At 72.7% G+C, this 23,337-nt stretch carries 14 protein-coding genes; 10 read left to right on the top strand and 4 right to left on the bottom strand.

The genetic code is table 11. The features are described 5' to 3' along the window. Positions 1–71: 71 nt before the first annotated feature. Both ACFFRH_RS08490 and ACFFRH_RS08485 read right to left on the bottom strand, forming a co-directional pair. Positions 72–518 carry an acyl carrier protein gene (locus ACFFRH_RS08490; protein ID WP_344746588.1) on the bottom strand — a complete coding sequence of 149 codons (447 nt, stop codon included), beginning with the start codon at positions 516–518 and terminating at the stop codon, positions 72–74. 119 nt (positions 519–637) lie between these two features. Further along, complete coding sequence (locus ACFFRH_RS08485; protein ID WP_386155429.1) at positions 638–7,255, bottom strand: non-ribosomal peptide synthetase; 6,618 nt, start codon at positions 7,253–7,255, stop codon at positions 638–640. Between the two features lie 484 nt (positions 7,256–7,739). Here ACFFRH_RS08485 and ACFFRH_RS08480 point away from each other — a divergent pair, with 484 nt between their 5' ends. Together ACFFRH_RS08480 and ACFFRH_RS08475 are read left to right on the top strand one after the other, a co-directional pair. Then, positions 7,740–9,359 (top strand): condensation domain-containing protein, encoded by a 1,620-nt coding sequence (locus tag ACFFRH_RS08480; RefSeq protein ID WP_344746586.1) that lies wholly within the window; start codon positions 7,740–7,742, stop codon positions 9,357–9,359. A 175-nt stretch (positions 9,360–9,534) separates the two neighbouring features. Further along, positions 9,535–10,317: a tyrosine-protein phosphatase gene (locus ACFFRH_RS08475; RefSeq protein ID WP_386155427.1), complete on the top strand. Its 783-nt coding sequence runs from the start codon at positions 9,535–9,537 to the stop codon at positions 10,315–10,317. 52 nt (positions 10,318–10,369) lie between these two features. Here the strand turns inward: ACFFRH_RS08475 and mshA are convergent, their stop codons facing one another. Further along, the gene (mshA, locus tag ACFFRH_RS08470; RefSeq protein ID WP_386155425.1) at positions 10,370–11,647 is read right to left on the bottom strand and encodes a D-inositol-3-phosphate glycosyltransferase; all 1,278 of its coding nucleotides are present in this window, start codon (positions 11,645–11,647) and stop codon (positions 10,370–10,372) included. A gap of 752 nt (positions 11,648–12,399) precedes the next feature. Here mshA and ACFFRH_RS08465 point away from each other — a divergent pair. Together ACFFRH_RS08465 and mshB are read left to right on the top strand one after the other, a co-directional pair. After that, on the top strand, positions 12,400–13,410 hold the full coding sequence (locus tag ACFFRH_RS08465; RefSeq protein ID WP_386155423.1) for a hypothetical protein: 1,011 nt from the start codon (positions 12,400–12,402) through the stop codon (positions 13,408–13,410). 123 nt (positions 13,411–13,533) lie between these two features. Next, entirely contained in the window at positions 13,534–14,385 is an 852-nt protein-coding gene (gene mshB / locus ACFFRH_RS08460) for an N-acetyl-1-D-myo-inositol-2-amino-2-deoxy-alpha-D-glucopyranoside deacetylase (RefSeq protein WP_386155421.1), read from the top strand. 191 nt (positions 14,386–14,576) lie between these two features. Here mshB and ctaD read toward each other — a convergent pair whose 3' ends face one another. Then, entirely contained in the window at positions 14,577–16,244 is a 1,668-nt protein-coding gene (gene ctaD, locus ACFFRH_RS08455) for an aa3-type cytochrome oxidase subunit I (protein ID WP_386155716.1), read from the bottom strand. A 410-nt stretch (positions 16,245–16,654) separates the two neighbouring features. On the opposite strand from ctaD, the gene ACFFRH_RS08450 reads away from it, so the two are divergent. From ACFFRH_RS08450 to ACFFRH_RS08425, 6 genes are all read left to right on the top strand, one after another. Next, positions 16,655–18,061: an NAD(P)/FAD-dependent oxidoreductase gene (locus ACFFRH_RS08450; protein ID WP_386155419.1), complete on the top strand. Its 1,407-nt coding sequence runs from the start codon at positions 16,655–16,657 to the stop codon at positions 18,059–18,061. A gap of 90 nt (positions 18,062–18,151) precedes the next feature. Continuing rightward, positions 18,152–19,120: a TIGR03557 family F420-dependent LLM class oxidoreductase gene (locus ACFFRH_RS08445; protein WP_386155417.1), complete on the top strand. Its 969-nt coding sequence runs from the start codon at positions 18,152–18,154 to the stop codon at positions 19,118–19,120. Positions 19,121–19,292: 172 nt separating this feature from the next. After that, positions 19,293–19,757 carry a hypothetical protein gene (locus ACFFRH_RS08440; protein ID WP_386155415.1) on the top strand — a complete coding sequence of 155 codons (465 nt, stop codon included), beginning with the start codon at positions 19,293–19,295 and terminating at the stop codon, positions 19,755–19,757. Continuing rightward, positions 19,754–20,977: an NRAMP family divalent metal transporter gene (locus ACFFRH_RS08435; protein ID WP_386155413.1), complete on the top strand. Its 1,224-nt coding sequence runs from the start codon at positions 19,754–19,756 to the stop codon at positions 20,975–20,977. The genes ACFFRH_RS08440 and ACFFRH_RS08435 overlap by 4 nt, the downstream gene beginning before the upstream one ends. 70 nt (positions 20,978–21,047) lie before the next feature. Then, positions 21,048–21,971: a PRC-barrel domain-containing protein gene (locus ACFFRH_RS08430; RefSeq protein WP_386155411.1), complete on the top strand. Its 924-nt coding sequence runs from the start codon at positions 21,048–21,050 to the stop codon at positions 21,969–21,971. Positions 21,972–22,071: 100 nt separating this feature from the next. After that, positions 22,072–23,220 (top strand): NAD(P)/FAD-dependent oxidoreductase, encoded by a 1,149-nt coding sequence (locus tag ACFFRH_RS08425; RefSeq protein ID WP_386155409.1) that lies wholly within the window; start codon positions 22,072–22,074, stop codon positions 23,218–23,220. The last annotated feature ends 117 nt before the right edge of the window (positions 23,221–23,337 follow it).

Genomic DNA, 23,337 nt, shown 5'->3' with positions numbered 1-23,337 from the left:
TCAAGGGCGGGTGAGGGGCGCGTCCCACAGGACGCGCTCAAGGTGGGTGAGGAACGGGCCCCGAGGACACCTCAGGGGCGGGGGAGGTCGGCCAGGTAGGTGGTCAGGGCGTCCAGGTCCTGGAGGAACCAGGTGTCACCGCCAAAGTCGATCATGATGTCCAGCTCCGCCTCGATGGCGTCGACCAGGCGGATCGTCGCGATCGAGGTGATCCCCATGGCGACGAACGAGCTGTCGGAATCGAGGATCTCCCGGGCGGAGATCTCCCCGTCACACGCCGTGGACAGGGCCTCGGCCAGCCAGAGCCTGAGGGAGTCCCCGGAAAGGGGGGCGCCCTCCCCCGTCGTCGCCTCGGCCCGCTCGGCCACCGCGGTCCGCCCGGTGGGAACAGCGGCGACGGCGGGACCGGCGGGCTCCACCGGGCCGGCCAGACCAGCCTGACCGGCCAGACCAGCCTGACCGGCCGGGCCGGCCGAACCGGCTGAACCGGCTGAACCGGCGATGTCTGGGTGAATCATGCGATACCTCCAGTGGGAGACCCCCGGGTTCCGGGCCCGGGAGGGCGTCAGGTTCTCCCCGGCCCACCGGTCGTCACGGGGGCGGGCCGGGGTGAGCGGGAGTGAGCGGGGTGAGGTGGTCAGGAACCGTCCGTGCCGAGCATCCGGGCGACCTCCTCGTCCGTCAGCGCGGACAGCTCCTCCATCAGGATCCGCTCCACCACGACCGCGAGGTCGGCCACCGTACGGTTCCTGAAGAGCTCGCGGACGGGGACGTCGATCCCGGCGGCCTTGCGCAGGCGGGAGCCGACGCGCACGGCGAGCAGCGAGTGGCCGCCCAGCGCGAAGAAGTCGTCGAACGCGCCGACCTTGCCGACCCCCAGCACCTCCTGCCAGACGCCCGCCACGAGGAACTCGGCGTCGTTCCTCGGCTCCACGAAGGGCCGGTCCTCGGCGGGGTCGAAGCCGGGCGCGGGAAGCGCGCGGCGGTCGATCTTCCCTCCGGTGGTCACCGGCAGCTCGTCCAGGGTCACCCAGACGTCGGGAACCATGTAGGGCGGGAGCGCCACCGCGAGGTCGCGCCGGAGCTCCGCCGGGTCGGCGGAACCCGCGACGTAGGCGACCAGCCTGTCCTCGCGGGCGGTCACCGCCGCCTGCCGCACGCCCGGGTGGGCGAGGAGGCGTCCCTCGATCTCGGCGGGCTCGATCCTGAACCCTCGCACCTTCATCTGGTCGTCGACGCGGCCCAGGAACTCCAGCAGGCCGTCCGCGCGCCACCGGACCAGGTCCCCGGTGCGGTAGAGCCGCCCCACCTCCGGATCGTCGAGGAAGCGCTCGGCGGTCAGGTCCGGACGGCCGAGATAGCCCCTGGCGAGCCCCGCCCCGCCGAGGAGCAGCTCCCCCGGGACACCGGGCGGCACGCGACGGAGACGCTCTACCGAGGCGCTGTACGGAAGGCCGGGCGTCGCGCGAAGGAGGTCTCCCGGGACCCCGTGCGGCTCGTGCGGCTCGTGGTGGCCGCGGGGGCCGCGAGGGTCGGCGACGACCGCCAGGGTGCCGCCGACCGGCCGTCCGATCGGCGGGCGTCCCTCGGTGTCGGCGGGGCCGAGGTCGGCCGCGGTGGCGATGATCGTGGCCTCGGTGGGCCCGTAGGTGTTGACCAGCCGGACCCGGTCGCCGAACCGCTCCCGCCAGCGGGCCACGGCCTCCGCGTGCGCCTGCTCGCCGCCGAGGATGACCAGCCGCAGCCGTTCCGGCCAGGCCACGTCGTCGATCTGGTCGACCAGCCGGTGCCAGTAGGCGGTCGGCAGGTCCAGCACGGTCACCTCGCGTCCCCGGGGCCCGGCGAGCACCTCGGGAAGGGTGACCGCGCCGCCCGACAGGAGTTCGAGGGCCGCTCCCGAGGCGAGCGCGGGATAGATCTCCTCGGCGTGCGCGTCGAAGCCGAGCGCCGCGAACTGGACCACGCGGTCTCCCGGCCCCAGCCCGTACGCCTCCCTCATCCAGGCCACCCGGTCGGCCAGGGCCCGGTGCTCCACCACCACGCCCTTGGGCTGCCCGGTGGACCCCGAGGTGTAGATCACGTACGCGGCGTCGTCCCCGCCGACGAGATGCGGGCTCTCTTCGAGCTCCCCGGGCCGCGGGTCGTCCAGGACCAGCACCGGGACGTCCACCGGTGGCGGACCCTCGGGGCGGCGGGTCGTCACCAGGAGGGCGGCCCCGCTGCCGGACAGGATCGTCCCGACCCGTTCCGCCGGGAGTTCGGGATCGACGGGCAGGTAGGCGCCACCGGCGCGCCACACGGCGAGCAGTGCCGCGACGACGTCGATCGACCGGTCCGCGAGGACCGCGACGACCGTCTCCCGTACGACACCGCGGCGCCGGAGCAGCGCGGCCAGTGAGGCGACGCGGCGCTCCAGGCCCGCGTAGGTCAGCGTCTCGTCGCCGCAGCCCACCGCGGTCGCGTCCGCGTGCGAGGCGGTCGCCTCCGCGACGAGGTCCGGCACGAGGGGGCCCGGGACGTGGGCCGTCGCCTCCTCGTGGACGCGCAGCCGGGCGTCGTCCTCGTCGGTGCGCAGCGGCAGCGCGGAGAGGGACCGGCGGGGGTCGGCGGCGATCGCGCGGCACAGTACGGCGAACCGGCCCGCGAGGCGGGCGGCGGTCTCGGCCTCGAACAGCTCGGCGTCGTAGCCGAGCACCAGGAAGAGCCCGTCGTCGTCCCGCCACATCTCCAGCATGAGGTCGAACTTGGCCTGCCGGTACCCGGCGTCGAAGAACTCCAGGTCCAGGTCGGCGAGGGAGTCCCTGGTGCCGTCGTCCTGGCTGTGCAGGATGGCCATGGTCCGGAAGAGCGGCGTGCGGCTCAGGCCGCGCTCCACCTCCAGCTCCGTCGCGAGCTTCTCGAACGGCACCTCCTGGTGGGCCATCGCCTCCAGCAGGATCTTCCGCGTACGGCCCACGAGGTCGGTGAAGGAGGGGTCTCCCGACAGGTCGCCCCGGAGGACCAGGGTGGTGGCGAGATAGCCGACGACCGGCTCCAGCTCGACGCGGTCCCGCCCCGCGTAGGAGGAGCCGACCATGATGTCGTCCTGGCCGGTGTGGCGGGCCAGCAGCACCTGGTACGCGGCGAGCAGCACCATGAAGAGGGTCGCCCCGCACTCCTGGGCCACCTCCTCCAGCCGCGCGGCGAGGTCGGCGGGCAGCCGGAAGGGGTGGAATCCCCCGGTGTGGGCGGAGACCAGCGGACGGGGGTGGTCGAGCGGCAACTCCAGCACGGGAGGGTCGGCGAGCCGCTCGCGCCAGTAGCCGAGCGCCGCCCCGTCGTCGTGGCCCCGCTGCCAGAACGCGATGTCCCCGTACGTGATCGGCGGCTCGGCGAGGCCGGGGCCGGTCCCGTCCCGGCGCGCGGTGTACAGGGCGGCCAGGTCGTCGGCGAGGACGTTGAGCGACCAGCCGTCGCCCGCGATGTGGTGGAGGGTGAGGCAGAACACGTGGTCGTGCTCTGCCAGGCGCAGCAGGCTCACCCGGAACGGGGGCGGGCCCGTGAGGTCGAAGGGGGCGTTGGTCCGCTCCGCGACCAGCCTCCGCGCCTCCCGCTCCCTCTCCGCGGGGTCCTGGTCGGTGAGGTCGGTGAGGTCGATGTGCTCGACCAGCGGACCGGTCGCGGGGTCGGTGATCGCGACCGGCCCGCCGTCCACCTCCGGGTAGCGGGTGCGCAGGGTCTCGTGCCGCGCCGCCAGGTCCCGGAGAGCGTGTTCCAGCGCGGCGGTGTCGAGATCGCCGCGCAGGCGCCAGACGGTGAACATGTTGTACGCCGCGTCGTCCGGATCGAGCCGGTGCATGAGCCAGAGCCGCTCCTGCGCGGGCGAGAGCACGAGCGGCGCACCGTCGGGGCGCGGACGCGGCGGGACGGCACGGCCGTCGCGGTCGTCCTCGGGGCCGGACGCGGCGGCGCCGACGGCCTCGGCGAACCCGGCGATCGTCGGCCGGCCGAACAGCTCCCTGACGGGCACCTCCACGCCGAGCGTCGCCGCGATCCGCGCGGTGACCTTGACCGCGAGCAGCGAGTGCCCGCCCAGGCCGAAGAAGTCGTCGTCGGCGCCGAGCAGGCCGACGTCCACGCCGAGCACCTCGGCGAAGATTCCGGCCACCCGCCGTTCCAGGTCGCTCTCCGGCGGGCGGCCGTGCCCGGCGGACGGCCTGCCGGGCGCGGGGAGCGCCTTGCGGTCGACCTTGCCGTTCGGGGTGAGGGGCAGCGCGGGCAGCGTCACCACGACCGCGGGCACCATGATCGCGGGCAGCGACCGCGCGACGTGCTCCCGGAGGTCCGCGAGATCCACGAGGTCCGCGGAGGCTGCGACGTCCGCGAGGTCCTGGAAGCCCTGGAGGTCCGGTTCACCGGCGGCGGGCGAGACCCCGACCACGTACGCCACCAGTGTGTCGTCGACGATCGCGGCGACCGCGCGGGAGACCCACGGGTGGGTCTCCAGGACGGCCTCGACCTCGCCCAGCTCGATGCGGTGGCCTCGCAGCTTCACCTGGCCGTCGGCCCGGCCGAGGAATTCCAGCCGCCCGTCCGCCAGCCATCTCACCCGGTCGCCGGTCCGGTACAGACGCGACCCCGGGGGGCCGAACGGGTCGGGCAGGAAGCGTTCGGCGGTGAGGCCCGGCCGGTTCAGGTAACCCCGGGCCAGCCCCGTCCCCGCGATGAACAGCTCGCCGAACACTCCGACGGGTACCGGGTCGAACCTCTCGTCGAGCACGTGCACACGGGTGTTGTCCAGCGGCCTGCCGATCGACACCGCCCCGGGCTCGGCGGGCACCGGCTCGTGGGTGGACCAGATCGTCGTCTCGGTGGGCCCGTACACGTTCCACATCGCCCGGACGCGCCCTCGCAGCGCGCGGGCGAGGGCGGGCGGCAGCGCCTCGCCCCCGGTCAGGGCGGTGATCCCCGGCCCGTCGAATCCCGCGTCGAGGAGCGCCCGCCAGCCCGACGGCGTGGCCTGGACGTGCGTCACGCCGTGCGCGGCGGCGAGCCTCACCAGCGCGAGCGCGTCCGGCGCCTCCGCGCTGCCCGCGACGACCACCCGGCCGCCGCTGACCAGCGGGAGGAAGAACTCCAGGACGGAGATGTCGAACGACAGGGAGGTGAGCGCGAGCCAGACGTGGCCGGGTCCGGCGCCGAGCAGGTCCTTCATCGCGAGCAGCAGGTTGACCACGGCGCGGTGCTCGATCGCGACCCCCTTGGGGCGGCCCGTCGAACCCGACGTGTAGATCACGTACGCGAGGTCGTCCGGCGTCGCGAGCGGCGCGGGAGGCGTGCCGGGCTCACCGGCGAACGCCAGTGGGTCCTCGATGAGCAGGACCCGCGGTGTGCTCCCGGTGCTCCCCACGCTTCCCGCGTCCTCGGTGCTCCCGGTGCTTCCCGTGTCTTCGGCGCTTCCGGCGGTCCCGGCGGTCCCGGTGCTCCCGGCGTCCTCGGGAAGCCGTCCGCGCACGCTCTCCTCGGTGAGGAGCAGTTCCGCGCCCGAGTCGCGCAGGACGAAGGCGAGGCGCTCGGCGGGGTAGTCCGGGTCGAGCGGCAGGTAGGCGCCGCCCGCCCTCATCACGGACAGCAGCGCGACCAGCGTCTCCAGCGAGCGGGTGGCGCACACGGCCACGACGGCCCCGGGCCGCACGCCCTCGCGCCGCAGCCGGTTGGCGAGCCGGTTGACGCTCGTCTCCAGTTCCGCGTACGTCAGGCTCCGCCCCCCGCACGTGGCCGCGACCGCCCCGGGCTCGCCCGCGACCAGGTCGTGGAGGGTGGTCTCCGGACGCGGGGCGGCGGTGTCGTTCCAGGTGGTGAGGGCCAGCTCGCGTTCGGCCTCCGGGGGGAGGCCCAGCTCCGACAGCCGCGTGCCGGGGTCCGCGACGGCCCTGCGCAGCATGGCCGCGACGTGCGCCGCCATCCGCTCGGCCGTGGCGTGGTCGAACAGGGCGGTGCTGTAGACGAGGGAGAGTTCGAGGTCGCCGTCCCGCCGCCCGAACTCCAGCGACAGGTCGAACTTCGCCGACCGCGCGTCGCCCAGGTCGACCGCTTCGGTGGTGACGCCGGGCAGGGTGAGGGCGGTGCCCTGATAGTCGTGCAGGACGAGCTGGGCCTGGAAGAGGGGCGTGCGGCTGAGGTCCCTGGGGACGTTCAGCTCGCTCACCAGCCGGTCGAAGGGCAGGGTCGCGTTGGTGTACGCCTGCAGGGCCGCGCGGCGGACCCTGACGAGCAGTTCCCCGAAGGTCGGGTCGCCCGACAGGTCCCCGCGGATCACCAGCGTGTTGAGGAAGAGCCCGATGAGCGGCTCCAGCTCGTCCCTGTCCCGCCCGGCGATCGGCGTGCCGACGCAGATGTCCTCCTGGCCGGAGCGGCGCGACAGCAGGACGAGGTACACGGCGAGCAGCACCATGAACGGCGTGGTGCGGGTGCGCCGGGCGAGCCCGTCGACCCCTTCGGCCAGTTCGGCGGGGAGCCGGAGCAGGGCGCAGCCGCCCTCGGAGGTCCTGACCGCGGGACGCGGCCGGTCCGTCGGGAGCTCCAGCGTCGGCGGGTCGGCCAGCCTCCGCCGCCAGTGGCCGAGCTGCTCGTCCGCCAGGTCGTCCGGATTCTCGCGCTGCCACAGCGCGAAGTCCGCGTACTGGATCGGCAGCGGCGCCGGCGACGGCCGGTCACCGGCGAGGAACGCCTCGTACAGCGTGGTCAGCTCGCGCGCGAACACGCCGACCGACCAGCCGTCCACGGCGATGTGGTGGAACACGACGTAGATCGCGTGTTCCCGCTCGGACAGGCGCAACAGGCCTGCCCTGAGCGGCGGCTCGCCCGCCAGGTCGAACCGCCGCTCGATCTGCTCCCGGACGAGCCGCACGATCCGCGCCTCGCGATCCGCCTCGGGAAGATCCGACAGGTCCAGCAGCTTCAGGTACGGCCGGTCGCCGGTCGGGCGCGGCTCGTCGACGATCTGGACGGGGGCGCCGTCCCTGCTCGGAAAGCGGGTCCGCAGGATCTCGTGCCTTGACACGATCTCGGCGAGCGCCCACTCCAGGGCGTCCGGGTCGAGCGGTCCCCGGAGCCGTTCGGCGATGAAGACGTTGTGGGCGCCGCCACCACCGGTCCGTTCCAGCCGGTCGAGGAACCACATGCGCTCCTGGCCGAACGAGAGCGGCAGCTCGCGGATGCCATCGGGCCGGGGAGTGATCCCGTCCCGCGCGTCCCCCCGCGCGAGCGTGTCCATGCCTAGACCTCCCGACGGAGAGGCGCGGGAGCCGTTCTCATGACGGCCTCCCCACTGGCAGATCGCGAGCCCGAAAGGAGATTCCTCATAATCACGACAAAAGACTGTCAGATAAAAACATAAATCCGCAAGGAGTAGACATTTATCCCCGGATATGGATACCGCCTTCGCGGGAGGCGCTGACTTCGTTCCGAACTGTCCGGGCCGCCGCCGGGCGCGCCGCTGACATCATGTTGCCTGACACTAGTTGCCGGTGCCCAGGCGGCGGAGGCGGGGGCGGGAGGTTGACCGCGCCGACACCGGGAGTGTCTGATTCATTGTCGGCGGGCGGCTTCACGGGCGGATCGCGCGGCCCGCGGAATCGCGCCGGACACGGTCCGGGCATTCGCCCACGACGTTCTCTCCCTCCGCCCGGCGTTCCTTCCGAACCATTGTCGGTCTCCGGACGGGAGAGATTTCCGACATTCGACGGCGGGGGCTTTTGATGACCGGACCCGGCTGGTCTCCGGACGCGAGGGTGGTGCGCGACGGGCCGCTCACCTGGGCCCAGCACGAGTGGGTCCAGTGGATTCCCACCGACACCGACACCTCCTACGAGGACAACATCTGCGCCGCCGTACCGGGGCGGGACCTGCCCACCGGCCGGGTCGTCGCGGCGGTACGCGACGTCCTCTCCCGGCACGAGGGGCTGCGGTCGCTGGTCCGCCGCGCGGGCCGCGAGGACAGCCGCCAGTACGTCTGCCCGGTCGACGACCGGCTGGACGAGGTGGTCCAGGTGATGGAGGACGAGGCGTCCTTCAGACGGCGGTTCGACACCCCGTGGCGGCGCACCTGCTTCAGGATCGGCGAGCAGTGGCCCGTCAGGGCCGTCCTGGACACGGCCGGTGGGCGCGTGCGCCGGATCGACCTCGTCGTCGACCACGTCGCGATCGACCCGTGGGGGATGCGGGTCCTCTGCGACGACCTGAACCACGCGCTCCGCGCGCGGGCCGCGGGCCACGCGCCGTTCGGCTCCGGCGGCCCCGCCGTCGAGCAGCCGATCGACGTCGCGCTCGCCGAGACCTCTCCCGCCGGGCTGGCCTACCAGCGGCGGGCCCTGGGCCACTGGGAGCGGCGGCTGGGCGAGATCGGCAAGGCGCTCGACGGCCATGTGCCCTTCGCACCCTCGCGAGCCCTCCTCGGGCGACCGGGCGGCCCAAGGCCCGGCCCCGGCGGGTTCCAGCCCAGCGGGTCACGGCCCGGCGGGTTCCAGCCTGGCGGGCCAAGCCTCGACGGGGCATGGTCCGACGGGCCACGGCTCGGTGAGTCGAAGCCCGGCGAGTCGCGAGCCGTCGAGGCACCGGCCGGCGAGTCCGGGCAGGGGGAGTTCCGCTCCTGCTGGCTGGCGTCCCGCCGCGCGGGACGGGCGGCCGGGGCCATCGCGCGGGCGACGGGCGTCTCCCCCTCCGCCGCCTTCCTCCTCGCCTTCGGCGCCGCCGTCTGCGCGGTGGAGCGGTCGTCGCGGGCCGGGATCTTCGCGATCTCGGCGAACCGCTTCTCCGCAGGGTCGGGACGGTCGGTGCGCAAGGCCACCATGACGATGCCCGTGCTCCTGCCCGCCGTGGCGGCCGTGTCCACCGTGTCCGCTGCGTCCGCCGGCTCCCCGGGGGCCGCGTACCGCGGGGCGCTGGCGGACTGCGCCGCCCAGCAGCTGTCCGGTCACCGGTTCGCCAACGCCGACCCGTACGCCACGGAACGGATGTGCGAGGAGATCCTCGGCGACCTGTACAGGACCGGGGTGGCCTACCCCCGGTTCAGCTACATGGACGAGGGGGTCGCGGACGACCTCAACACGCTGTGGCCGGCGGGCGACGACGGGTTCCCCGGCGACGAGGACGACCGGGTGGTCACCTTCTCACCGCCCCGCCCGCTGGGCGCCCGCTACATGATGACCGTCCTGCACCGCCCCGCCGGCGCCGTGTTCAGCCTCCAGTGGAGCGACGCGACCGGCTGGGGTGAGACCGCCGAGGACATGCTCCTGTACATCGAGGACCTGATGGTCTGGGCCGCGTCGGAGTGCGCGGGGAGCCCTCCGGTGCTCGGCGGCACGGGCCCGGCGACCTGACGCGGAACGGCCGCCGCGAGGACGGCGGCGGCGCGATCGCCACGCACACGGCGGTGGCACGGCCACCGTGAGAACGGCCGTCACCCCCCGCGGCGGCGCGGCCACCGCGAGAACGGCGGTGCCATGATCGCCGTGAACACCGCGACGGCACGACGAGAAAGCGGGAGGCCCGCACATGGACGCTCAACGTGACGACCGAGGTCGCGGAGGACCGGCTGTCTCCGGAGACGCCGTCGTCCCGCGAGACCGGCACCTCGACTGGGACGGCTGCCACAACGTCCGCGACCTGGGCGGCATGCGCACCGCCGACGGCCGCGAGACGCGCTGGGGCGCCCTCGTCCGCTCCGACGCCCCCGAGCGCCTCAGCCCGGCCGGGTGGCGGGCGCTCGCGAACCACGGCGTCCGCACGGTCGTCGACCTGCGCAACGACGGCGACTGGCGGGGTGGGGAGGTGCGCCGTCCCGCCGGGCTGACCACCGTGCGCGTGCCGCTGGACGACCAGGGGGACACCGAGTTCTGGTCCGGGCTCGCAGGCCTGTACGGCACCCCCCTGTACTACCGGCCCTTCCTGGAACGGAAGGCGGAGCGGTGCGCCGCCGCGATATCGGCGATCGCCCGCGCCGAGCCCGGCGGGGTCGTCGTGCACTGCATGGCGGGCCGCGACCGCACCGGGCTCGTCACCCTGCTGATGCTCGCCCTCGCGGGCGTGCCGGCCGCCGACATCGCCGCCGACTACGAGCTGAGCGCCGAGCGGCTGCGGCCCCTCTTCGTCAAGCTCGGCGAGGCCGACGAGAGTCCCGGGATCGAGGCGGCGCTCGCCCGCGCGAACACCACGGCCCGTGAGGTCGTCGTGGCCACGGTGGAGTCGCTCGACGTCGAGTCCTACCTGCGCGGCGCCGGGGTCGCCGAGGCCGACCTGACCGCCGCCCGCGCCAGACTCGTCGAACCCGCCACCTGAGCGGCGCCATCCAGCGCGCCTGCCCCCCCGGACGGCACACCCGCCGTACCCGTCACCTGGACGGCTCCGCCACCCGGGCGGCGTCGGCGTACACCTCCGTCAGCCTGTCGACCGCCTGGTCCCAGCCGAACCGGGACGCGTGGGCGAGCGCGCCCGCGCCGAGCGCCCGCAGCAGCCGGGGCGCGGCCACGAGGTCGCCGAGCACGCGGGCGTACGCGGCCGGGTCGTGCCCGTCCACGAGCACGCCGGAGATCCCGTCGCGCACCGCGGTACGGAGGCCGCCGACGGCCGCGGCGACCACGGGGATGCCGCACGCCTGGGCCTCGACGGCCACCAGGCCGAACGTCTCGGCGTGGGAGGGCACCACGACGGCGGTCGCCGCCCGGTACCAGTCGGCGAGCCTGGGCTGCGGGCAGGGCGGCTCCAGCCGTACCTGGCCGGTGATGCCGAGGGTGGCGGCGAGCTTGCCCAGATGGTCGGGGCGCCCCCAACCGGCTCCGCTGGGCCCGCCCACGACCGCCACGACGAGACGCCCGGCGAGACCGGGGTCGCGCCGGACCATCCTGGCCGCGGCGTGCAGCAGGACGTCCGGCGCCTTGAGTGGTTGCACTCTCCCGGCGAACAGCAGCACGACGGCGTCCTGGGGAAGGCCGAGCGCGCGCCGGGCCTCGTCCCGCGAGCCGGGGCGGAACAGGGACAGGTCGACGCCGGGATTGACGGTCCGCACCCTGGCCGGGTCGGCCCCGTACAGCGTGACCAGCTGGTCGGCCTCCTGCACGGTGTTGGCGACGAGCCGGTCGGCGGCGGCCACCACCTCCGTCTCCCCGGCGATGCGCCCGGCGGGCTCGGGCGCGTCCCCCGCCGCGAGCGACGCGTTCTTCACCGCGCCGAGCGAGTGCATGGACTGCACGAGGGGAACGCCCCAGCGCGCCTTGACGACCGCCCCCACCCGCCCGGCCAGCCAGTGGTGGGCGTGCACGAGGTCGTACCCGCCGTCCGTCCCCCGTCCGGCCCCCGCGCGCAGCATCTCGGCGGTGAACGGGCCGAGGGTGCCGGGAAGGTCGTTCTTGTCGAGTTCCCTGGGCGGTCCCGCGGCCAGGTGCCTGACCAGCACTCCGGGGAAGAGCTCGGCCAGCGGCGGCGCGCCGGGGGTGTCGGCGCGGGTGAAGATGTCCACCTCGACGCCCAGCGCCGCCATCCGCCGGGCGACCTCGACGATGTAGACGTTGAGTCCCCCGGCGTCGCCCCCGCCCGGCTGGGCGAACGGGGAAGTAAGGACGCTGACGGTCGCGATCCTCCGGGGAGGGGGAGGGCGTCGCGGCACAGGCATTCACCTCCGCTTGAGCATTCGCCCGGGGCGTGTCGTTCTCCGCTCCCGCGGCCGGGGATCTCCGGTGACCGCGCCCCCGGCACCGGTGCCGGGTTCTCGGGCGGCGCGGCGCGAGCCGTCCCGCCCGTCCCGCCCGTCCCGTTTCCCGGGCGACCGCGCCGTACAGGATCTCGGCGGAGGCGTGGAGAAGCCCGGCGAGGTACGGCTGCCGCACGCGGCGCCCCCGCCGTTCTCCCGGGACGGAATCCGGAAGTCGTGCCCGGCCGTCGTGGGATCACGGGGAGCCGGGTGTGGTCGTCGCGATCCGGCGGGACACCCCAGTCGCGAACTGTGAATGATCAGACACTCTCGCCGGCGGCGTCGTCAACCTGTTGACGCCGACGTCACGGCGCGGGGCATTGGCAACAATTGGCCACCCCGATGGTGTCAGCGCCCTGGTGTGCGGTTACGTTCGCGGCCCTGGGAGAGGTCCTGGGGAGAGACCCGGCCAGGGGCCGGCAGAGGCCCGGCAGTGACCCCAAGGTCCGGTGGCGGTTCTCCTGGTCTCCTGGTCCTCCTGGTCCTCCCGATTTTCCCGGCTCCGCCGGTTCTCCTGCTTCTCCCGGCCTTCCCTACTCCGCCGGTTCTCCGTGCTCGCCACCCCCTGGCGGCGACATGGAAAGCGATCCAGACAGTTCTTCACAACTATCTAGCAATGTTGTGCAATTTTCTGGCACACTCTGGCAAGAATAGCCGCAAGGGGGATAAGGCTTGTGGGTGGACTATCCGACCAACTACGTGCCCTGGACGAGGACACCGCCTCCGTCTACTTCAGGGCGCTTCACAAGGGCCGTATCGGTAAGGCCCGCGACGTCGCCGAAGAGCTCGGCCTCGACCCCCGCACCGTCGAGGACGCGATAGAACGGCTCACCCGCCTGCACCTGCTCCGGCCGGAGCCGGGACATCTGACCAACCTCGTACCGGTGAACCCGGAGATCGCCGCCGCCTCCCTGATATCGCCGATGGAGACGGAGATCCACCACCGGCGCGACCTGATCACCGGTATCCGTACGCAGATGCACTCCCTGATGCACGGATACGACGAGGTGCAGCGCGCCAGGAAACCGGCGAACCCGGTGGAGTCGCTGCCCGACGGCGCGGCCGTGCGCGGATCGCTGCACATGGCGGCGGCGGCGTGCGAGCGCGAGATGCTGAGCGTCGAGCCGAACGCGCCCTCCTGGGCCGACCTCGACGACACGCTGACGCGCAACCTCGCCATGCTGGAGCGGGGGGTACGGCTGCGGATGCTCTACCAGCACAGCGCCCGCGCCGACCTGCCCACCAGGGGACACATCAAGAAACTCATCGCTGCCGGGGCGAGCGTGCGCACCACGCCGCAACTGCCGAACCATCTCGTGATCTTCGATGGGGAGATCGCCTTCATGTCCCGGCCGGGCGAGGAGGGCGCGACGCCGGGGGCGGTCGCCGCACGCGACCTGTCCGTCGTCGGGTTCCTCACGGAGGTCTTCGAGCACCTGTGGAACTCCGCGACCCCCTACTCCGCCTCCGACCTGGGCTACCAGGGCGCGACGGACGAGATACAGCACGCCATCGTCACCTTGCTGGCCCAGGGCTTCACCGACGAGGCCGTCGCCCGCAGGCTGGGGATGTCCGTGCGCACCTGCCGCCGCCACATCGGCGCGCTGCTGCAGAACCTGAGCGCGGTGAGCCGGTTCCAGGCCGGGATCCGGGCCGCCGCGAGCGGATACGTCGACGCGCGGTGACCCCCGCCGGGAGGCCCGGTGACGGGAACCCGGCGGGAGGCGCCGCGAAACCCGGCGGGTGCGGCACCATCGCGCAACCCGGCGGGGCCATCACCACGGAAACAGAGAGGGCCGAGCGGAGCCATGCCGTACGACCGTCGCATTCTCCTCGTCCACGCCCATCCCGACGACGAGTCCATCGGGACGGGCGCCACGATGGCGAGGTACGTCGCCGAGGGCGCGCGGGTCTGCCTGGTGACGTGCACCCTGGGCGAGGAGGGCGACGTGGTCCCTCCCGAGCTGGGCCACCTCGCCGCCGGGCGGGAGAACCGGCTGGGCCCGTACCGCGAGGGCGAGCTGGCGGTGGCGTGCGCGGCCCTCGGCGTGGACGACCACCGCTTCCTCGGCGGGGCCGGACGCTGGCGCGACTCCGGCATGATGGGCGCGCCGTCCAACGACCACCCGGACTGCTTCTTCCGCGCCGACCTCGACGAGGCCGCCGCGGAGCTGGTCCGCGTCGTCAGGGAGGTGAGGCCCCAGGTCATCGTCACCTACGACGACAACGGCTACTACGGCCATCCCGACCACATCCAGGCCCACCGGGTGGCCTGGCGGGCGTTCGAGAAGGCCTCCGACCCGTCCTTCGGCGAGGGCGAGCCGTGGCTGCCCTCCCGGTTCTACGTCACCGCCATGCCGCTGGACGAGCTGGAGCGCGCGGTGGGCACCGGGCCGTTCAAGCGGGTCGGCTCCGTCGAGGAGTTCGGTTTCGGCGTCCCCGGCGAGCGGGTGACGACACGGATCGACGCGCGGGCGCACCTGGGCGCCAAGATCACCGCGCTGCGCGCGCACCGCACGCAGCTGAGCGTGGACGGCTCGTTCTTCGCACTCTCCGACAACGTGGGACAGCCCGCGCTGGGCATGGAGTACTACACACTGCTGGCGGGAGAGCCGGGCCCGCCCGGCGAGGACGGCCGCGAGACCGGCCTCTTCGGCTGACCCGCCCGGCCGGATCTCCTCGGGGAAGGGTCGGCTCGGGAAAGGGTCGGTTCGGGGAAGGGTCGGTTCGGGGAAGGGGCAGCTCGGGGAAAGCCGCACCCGGGGTGGCGGTCCGCCACGAAGATCCGGTCGTCAGATCTCCCCGGGTAAGGCCGCGCCCGGGGTGGCGGCCCGCCACGAGGGTCCGGTCGTCAGATCTCCTCACTGAGCCCGGCCGCCGGGTCGAGCTGGCGCGGCTGTATCGCCACCCTCGGGTGGTGCAGGTCGAAGGCCGGACGCTCCGAGCGGATGTTCGGGATCGAGGTGAAGTTGTGCCGGGGCGGCGGGCAGGAGGTGGCCCACTCCAGCGAGTTGCCGAACCCCCACGGGTCGTCCACCGTCACGCGCGGCGCGCGGCGCGCGGTGTGCCAGAGGTTGTAGATGAACGGCAGCGTGGAGGCGCCCAGCAGGAAGGCCCCGATCGAGGAGATCAGGTTGAGTCCGGTGAACCCGTCGTACGCGCTGTAGTCGGCGTAGCGGCGCGGCATGCCGTGCGCGCCCAGCAGGTGCTGGACGAAGAAGGTGGTGTGGAAGCCGATGAACAGCGTCCAGAAGTGCAGCTTGCCCAGCCCCTCGTTCAGCATCTTGCCGGTCATCTTCGGCCACCAGAAGTAGAAGCCCGCGAACATCGCGAACACGACGGTGCCGAAGACCACGTAGTGGAAGTGCGCGACCACGAAGTAGGAGTCGTGCACGTGGAAGTCCAGCGGCGGGGAGGCCATGATCACCCCGGTCAGCCCGCCGAACAGGAACGTCACCAGGAACCCGATCGCGAACAGCATCGGCGTGTGGAACGACAGGTGCCCGCGCCACATGGTGCCGACCCAGTTGAAGAACTTCACCCCGGTCGGGATCGCGATCAAGAACGACATGAAGGAGAAGAACGGCAGCAGCACCCGGCCGGTGGCGAACATGTGGTGCGCCCACACCGTCATCGACAGGCCCGCGATGGCGATCGTCGCGCCGACCAGGCCGATGTAGCCGAAGATGGGCTTGCGGCTGAAGACGGGGATCACCTCGGTGATGATGCCGAAGAACGGCAGCGCGATGATGTAGACCTCCGGATGGCCGAAGAACCAGAACAGGTGCTGCCAGAGCAGCGCTCCCCCGGTCTGCGCGTCGAAGATGCGGGCGTCGAACCGGCGGTCGGCCAGCAGGGCGAGCAGCGCGGCGGCCAGCACCGGGAAGGCCATCAGCACCAGGACGCCGGTGAGCAGCGTGTTCCAGGTGAAGATCGGCATGCGGAACATCGTCATCCCGGGGGCCCGCATGCAGATGATCGTGGTGATGAAGTTCACCGACCCCAGGATCGTGCCGAGCCCGGACATCGTCAGGCCCACGATCCACAGGTCACCTCCGGCCTGCGGGGAGTAGGTCGCGGTGGAGAGCGGCGGGTACCCCGTCCAGCCGAAGTCGGCGGCGCCCCCGTTGGTGATGAAGCCGAAGCTCGCGATGATGCCGCCGAACAGGAAGAGCCAGAAGCTCACCATGTTGAGCCGGGGGAAGGCCACGTCGGGCGCCCCGATCTGCAGTGGCATGACCACGTTGGCGAACCCGGCGAACAGCGGCGTCGCGAACAACAGCAGCATGAGGGTGCCGTGCATGGTGAACAGCTGGTTGTACTGCTCCTGGGTCACCACCTGCAGCTGGGGGTGGGCGAGCTCCGCCCGGATGACCATGGCCATGAGGCCGCCGAACAGGAAGAAGACGAACGAGGTGATCAGGTACATGTAGCCGATGACCTTGTGGTCCGTGCTCGTGAGCCAGCGGACGACGACCGAGCCCGGCGCCTTCCCGCGTGGTGCCAGCGGTGAGGTCAGCGGCTCCTCGCGCGACTGTTCGAAGGTCGTCACGACCCACCCCCTTCGAAGCGGCTCGCCCCCGGACCGGCTCGCCCCCGGACCGGCCCGTCCACGAACCGGGCCGTTCTCGAACCGGGCCGTCCACGAACCGTTCTCGAACCGGCGCGGCATCCGATTCCCACCGCCTTCCCCCGGCCATCCCCACGGAAAGCGGCTCCCACTCGCCCGCGCCGTCATCTTGCCCACGCGATGACCTGGCGATTAATTCCTCTTATCCACCTGCTGGCGCCCGCCTCCCCACCGGCCGGCATCACGTGTCCGGCTCGGGCCGTACGCGCCATACGGGCAACCTCGGACGGCCCGTCGTGCTTGACCCGGGGGCAGACAGGGCACGCCGCTGGAAACGGAGTACGGAAAGGAGCGACGTCATGGTCCAGCGACAACGAGTCGTCGTGATCGGCGGAGGATTCGCGGGTTTCACCGCGGTCCGCACCCTCTCCCGGATCGCGAAGGGCGCCGTCGAGATCGTCCTGATCAATCCGACCGACTACTTCCTCTACCTGCCGCTGCTGCCGGAGGTCGCCTCGGGCATCCTCGACCCGCGCAAGGTGGCGGTCCCGCTGGCGGGCAACCAGCCCGGGGTGCGGCACCTGCTCGCCACGGTGGACACCGTCGACGTCGAGGCGCGCCGCGTGAAGTGCACCGACGCCGAGGGCAACCACCGCGAGCTGAGCTACGACCGCCTGGTGGTCGCGGTCGGCAGCGTCAACAAGCTGCTCCCCGTACCGGGCGTCGCCGAGTACGCCCACGGTTTCCGCAGCATCGCCGAGGCCCTCTACCTGCGCGACCACCTGATCCGCCAGGTCGAGCTCGCCGACGCGTCCGACGACCCCCAGGAGCGCAGGGCCAGGTGCACGTTCGTGGTCGTGGGCGCCGGGTACACCGGGACCGAGGTGGCGGCGCAGGGCCAGCTGTTCACCCGCGACATCCGCAAACGGCGGCCGGGGCTGCGCAACCAGCAGGTGCGCTGGATCCTCGCCGACGTCGCCCCGCGCATCCTCCCCGAGCTGGACGAACGCCTGTCCCAGATCGCGCACCGGACGCTGTCCGAGCGAGGCGTGGAGATCCGCACCGGTACGAGCGTGGCCGAGGCGACGGCGGAGGGGGTCGAGCTCTCCGACGGGGAGTTCGTGGCGACCAGATCGCTGATCTGGTGCGTCGGGGTACGCCCCGACCCGATGGTGGAGTCGCTGGGACTGCCGACCGAGAAGGGGCGCCTGCTCGTCGACGAGTGTCTGAGGGTGCCCGGCCATCCCGAGATCTTCGCCTGCGGCGACGCGGCCGCCGTTCCCGACCTCACCCGGCCGGGCGAGTACACGGCGATGACCGCCCAGCACGCCAGCCGCCAGGGCAAGCGCGCCGCCCGCAACATCGCCGCCTCCTACGGTCACGGGGAGCTCCAGCCGTACAAGCACCACGACCTGGGGTTCGTCGTCGACCTGGGCGGGACCGGCGGCGCCGCGAACCCGCTGGGCGTGCCGCTGTCGGGCATGCTGGCCAAGGCGGTCACCAGGGGCTACCACCTGCTGGCCATCCCGCGCAACCGGGCGCGTATCGCGGGAAGCTGGTTCCTGGACCTCATGGTGCCCCGCCAGACCGTCCAGCTGAACCTGATCCGCGGCCAGGCGGTCCCGCTCCCCCACGCCACCCCCGAGCATCCCCACGGCCCGGCCGGGGATTCGCAGAAGACGAACGCCCCGCGGAAGGCGGGCGTGGCGTCGAAGGCGGGGGCCTCGTCGAAGGCGGGCAACTCGTCGAAGGCGGACGACTCGTAGACGGCTCACGAAGGACGGCGATCCGTAAAGGACCGTGAGATTTTCGGCTCTTCCGGCGATGCTTCCGGGAAGCCGGGTAAGGGGCGGGGTATGGCAGCAAAGATCGGTTACACGATGATGTGCGAGCAGACGCCCGCCAGGCAGCTGGTCAAGGACGTCGCCACCGCCGAACAGGTCGGTTTCGACTACGCGGTCATCTCCGACCACTACTTCCCCTGGCTGGAGGAGATGGGCCACTCCCCGTACGCCTGGTCGGTGCTCGGCGCGGCGGCGCAGGTCACCCGGCGGCTCCCGCTGATGACCTACGTGACCTGCCCGATCATGCGGTACCACCCCGCCGTGGTGGCGCAGAAGGCGGCGACCATGGGCGTGCTGAGCGAGGGCCGCTTCACGCTGGGGCTGGGCGCCGGGGAGAACCTCAACGAGCACGTGACAGGCCAGGGCTGGCCCTCGGCCGACACCCGGCACGGGATGTTCCGCGAGGCCGTGCAGATCATCAGGGAACTGTTCGAAGGCGAGTACGTCACCTACCGCGGCGAGTTCTTCGACGTCGACTCGGCCAAGCTGTTCGACCTGCCCGACCAGCCCGTCCCGCTGGCGATCGCCGCCTCGGGCGGCCAGTCGGGGAGGATCGCCGCCGAGCACGGCGACGCGCTGGTCGCGACCGACCCCGACTCGGACCTGGTACGCCTGTTCTCCGGCGAGGGCGGCAGGGGCAAGCCCGTCTACGGCCAGCTCGCCATCTGCTACGACCCCGACGCGGAGGCCGCCAAGGAGCGGGCGCACCGGCTGTGGCGCTGGTCGCTCGCCGGGTGGAAGGTCATGGCCGAGCTTCCCGCACCCGTCAACTTCGCCGCCTCCGCCCAGACCGTGCGGCCCGAGGACGTCGCGGCGAAGGTGCCGTGCGGCTCCGACGTGGACGCCGTGGTGGAGGCGGTACGCGCCTACGCCGACGCCGGTTTCACCCACGTCGCCCTGGTCCAGATCGGCCACGAGCACCAGGACTCCTTCTTCGAATGGTCGGAGAAGGAGCTGCTCCCCGCCCTGAGCAACCTCTGACCACCGGCTCCCCCTCGCTCCAGGGGGCCGGTCACAGGAGGACCAGGAATACGACGAGCGCTCGCGGGCAACAGACCCCAATGATCGATGAAGGGCTCGTGCTGCTCCTGGCATGGGCGCAACTGTTCGGCCTGCTGGGTGCGCTGGCCTACTTCCTGCTGAGGCCGGGCCGATGAGACCTGCTGAGGCCGGGCCGATGAGACGGCTCGCCGCTCTCGGGACTCTCGGAACGCTCACGGTGCTGCTGGCGGGATGTGTCAGCCCGGCCTGGGACGACCACGACTACTCCCTGAAGGCCGCGGCGACCGCCGAGGCGGCCGCCTCCAGCCTGGAGATCGTCCGCCTGGCCGTCGCGAACGAGACCAGGCTGACCACCCCGTACCTGAAGACGGTGCTGACCGAGGCCGCCGAGGAGACCGGCGGCCTCGGCACGCAGTTCGGCGGGGTGCAGCCGCCGACCGACGCCGCCGACCGGGTCCGGGCCGAGGTGCTGGACCTGACCTCGCGTGCCGAGGAGCAGGTGAGCGACCTGCTCGTCCAGGTGAGACGGGACGGCGTCGAGAACCCCGCGCGGGCCGTGGGCGAGCTGGAGAAGCTGGCGGCGGAGCTGCGGAGGTTCGGGGAGGCGCACCGGTGAAGAAGCTGTTCGCGGTGACGCTGGGCATCCTCACCGCCTTCGGCGGGTTCGTGGACATCGGCGACCTGGTGGCCAACGCCCTGGTCGGGGCGAGGTTCGGGATGTCGCTGGCGTGGGTGGTGATCGTCGGGGTGGTGGGCATCTGCCTGTTCGCCGAGATGTCCGGGCGGATCGCCGCGGTCTCGGGACGACCCGTCTTCGACCTGGTCAGGGAGCGGCTGGGGCCGCGGGCCGGTCTGGCCAACCTGGGTGCGTCGTTCTTCGTCAACGTCCTCACCCTGGCCGCCGAGATCGGCGGCGCCGCGCTGGCCCTGGAACTCGCGACGGGGATCAACTACCTGCTGTGGGTGCCGGGCGTCGCGCTCGTCGCGTGGCTGGTGATGTGGCGGGTGAGGTTCGAGACGATGGAGCGGGTCTTCGGGCTGGCCGGGCTGGCGCTGGTGGCGTTCGCGGTGGCGCTGTGGCAGCTCGGGCCCGACTGGGGTGAGCTGGGCGCCCAGCTCGTCCACCCGCCGCCCGACGAGGGCGTGCCCACCTACTGGTACTACGCGATCGCCCTGCTCGGCGGCGCGATGACGCCTTACGAGGTGTTCTTCTTCTCCTCGGGCGGGGTCGAGGAACGCTGGACACGCCGGGACCTGGTGACCGAGCGGGCCAACGTCTTCGTCGGCTTCCCGCTCGGCGGGTTCCTGTCGCTGGCCATCGCCGCCTGCGCGGCGACCGTCTTCTTCCCGGTACAAGCCCAGGTGAACACGCTCGGGCAGATGCTGCTCCCGGCGGGTCTCGGCCTGGGGCAGGTGGGACTGGCAGCGGTGATCTTCGGGGTGTTCGCGGCCACGTTCGGGGCGACTCTGGAGACCGCGTTGTCGTCGGGTTACACCATCAGCCAGTACTTCGGCTGGCAGTGGGGCAAGCTCGTCCGTCCCCGGGACGCCGCCCGGTTCCACGCGGTCGTCCTGGCCGTGATGATCGTCGCCACCGCGCTGATCCTGACGACCATCGACCCGATCAAGGTGACGGAGTACTCACTGGTCTTCGCCGCCGCCGCGCTCCCGCTCACCTACCTGCCCGTCCTGATGATCTCCAACGATCCCGACTACATGGGCGACCGGGTCAACGGCCGCTTCTCCAACGCCCTGGGGACGGCGTACATGGTGCTGCTCGTCGTGGTCGCGGTGGCCGCGATCCCGCTGATGATCGCGACGAAGGCGGGCCAGTGACCGGGGTGACGGGGAGAGCGACGGGCGGCGGTCCGACGGCCGGGCCGACGGGCATGACAGGAGCGGGCCGATGACCGGTGCCAGGCGAATCCACGCCCAGCTGCACCTGCTGGACCGGCAGGTGGTACGGGAGGGTGACGGCCGTCCGCTGTGCAAGGTCGACGACCTGGAGCTCGGCCACGACTCCGAGGGCCGTCCTCACCTGACCGCGATCCTGTACGGGCCCCTCGCCCTGGGTCCACGGGTCGGAGGAGTTCCCGGGCGCCTGATGGTCGCCGCGACCAGCCTGCTGAAGCCGGGGGAACACCCCGCGCCCCAGCGCGTCCCGATGGTCCTGGTGACCGAGATCGGCAGCGCCGTCACGGTCGCGGGCCGACGGGCCGAGCCCGCCCTGGAACGCTGGACCAGGGAGAACATCATCGCCAGGATCCCCGGCAGCGGGGATGGGCAAGGAGACGGGGACGAAGGCGGGGCCGAGCACGACGACAGGCACGGTGACGACGGACGCGACCGTGACGGCGGCCGGAACGGTGACGGGCATGGCGGTGACCAGGATGGCGACGGCTGGAGTGGCGACCGCCGGAGTGGCGACGACCAGGGGGGCGACGACGGCCAGGAGGGCGAGGGCTGTCCGCCCAGGATCAGCGAGCTCATCGGCCGCCCGGTCGTCGACTCCGGCGGACGCCGGGTGGGCCAGGTCTCCGACGTGCGATTCAGCCAGGACGGTCCGCTGCTCCAGGAGGTGCGGAACGCCTTCCGGCTCGACGGGCTGATCGTGGTGCCCCGCCACACCGGCCGGCTGTTCGGCTACGAGCGCGGGCCGGGTGGCCGAGCCCCATGGCTGGTCAGAAAGGTGATCCGCAGGCTGCACCGGCACAGCCGGTTCGCCACCTGGTACCAGATCGCCACCCTCGACGGTGAGGCCGTGCGCCTGTCCGTACCGGCCGAAGACCTCTCCCCGCTCACGGAACTGTACGAACCCGACCCGAGCTGACGCTTCCCGGCGGTCTCCCCGTCCGGCCCGGCACGCGCACCACCCGTGAGATCCACCGCGGCGGAGGTTCCCCCGGACCTACGGGGGAAGGCTCACCGGGGTGGATGACGTGTGGGATCTGGTGGTCGTCGGCGGCGGGCCCGCGGGGGCGGCCGCGGCCCTGCGGGCGAGGCAGCTCAGGCCCGAGGCGCGGGTCCTCCTGCTCGACAGGGCCGACTTCCCGCGCGACAAGGCCTGCGGTGACGGCATCGCCGCCCACGGGCGCGACGAGCTCGCCCTGCTGGGCGTCCCCGACCTCATCGCCGACTACCGGCCGACGCGGCGCCTGGCGGTGGTCTCCCCCGGGGGCGCCCGCGTCTCGGCCACCTCCGCCCGGCCCAACCACGTCGTCCCCCGCAGGGTCTTCGACGCCCGCCTCGTCGACGCCGCCCGCGCCCGGGGCGTCGAGGTCCGCCGCCACCAGGTCCGCGCGCTCGCCGTCCTCGGCGATCGCGTGGTCCTCGACGGCACCGTCACCGCCCGCGCCGTCGTCGCCGCGGACGGGGCCAACTCGACCGTACGGCGCCTCATCGGCGTCTCCCCCTCCCCCGAGAGGCACACCGCGATCGCCGTGCGCGGCTACGCCGACGTGCCCGCCGGCGACGACGTCCAGTCCATCTTCATGCAGCGGGACGGGTGGCCCGCGTACGCGTGGTCGTTCCCGATCGGCGACGGCACCGCCAACGTCGGCTACGGCATGCTCCTGCCCCGGCTGCACGCCACCGGCCTGCCGGGCAAGGAGGTGCTGCACGGACGGCTCGCCGAGCTGCTGCCCCACGTGAGCGCCCGTGACCTGCGCGCCCACCACCTGCCGCTGTCCCCCGGCCGTCCGGGGCCGGGTTCCGGGCGGGTGATGCTCGCCGGCGACGCCGCGAGCCTCATCAACCCGCTCACGGGCGAGGGCATCTTCTACGCGCTGGTCTCCGGCCGGCTCGCCGGGGAGGCCGCCGTCCAGGCGGCGGACGACCCGCTGCCCGCGTACCGGCGCGGGCTGGAAAAGGCCCTCGGGCGGCACCTGCGCACCACCGACGTGCTCGCCCTCGCCTCCCAGTCACCGGGCTTCATCGACGCCGCGATCGACACCGCCGCCCGCCGCAAGGAGGTGTTCGACCTGCTGGTCGACGTGGGACTCGGCGCGGGCACGGTGCCGGTGCCGCTGGCGCTGGCCGTGGTCCGCCGCTGGTTCCTGAACACCGTCCGGCGACGCTGACCACGGCTCCGGCGAACCGGCCCCGCTCCCGGCCCGCTCCCGGTCCCGGCCCCGGCAGGCGGACCGACCGGCCACGACGCCCGGCCCGCCCTCAGCGAGCACCGAGCAGGGCGCCGA

Origin of the sequence: Streptosporangium vulgare, from assembly GCF_042428775.1 — a bacterium.
GTDB lineage: Bacteria > Actinomycetota > Actinomycetes > Streptosporangiales > Streptosporangiaceae > Streptosporangium > Streptosporangium vulgare.
This window is presented reverse-complemented; position numbering and strand designations above follow the sequence as displayed.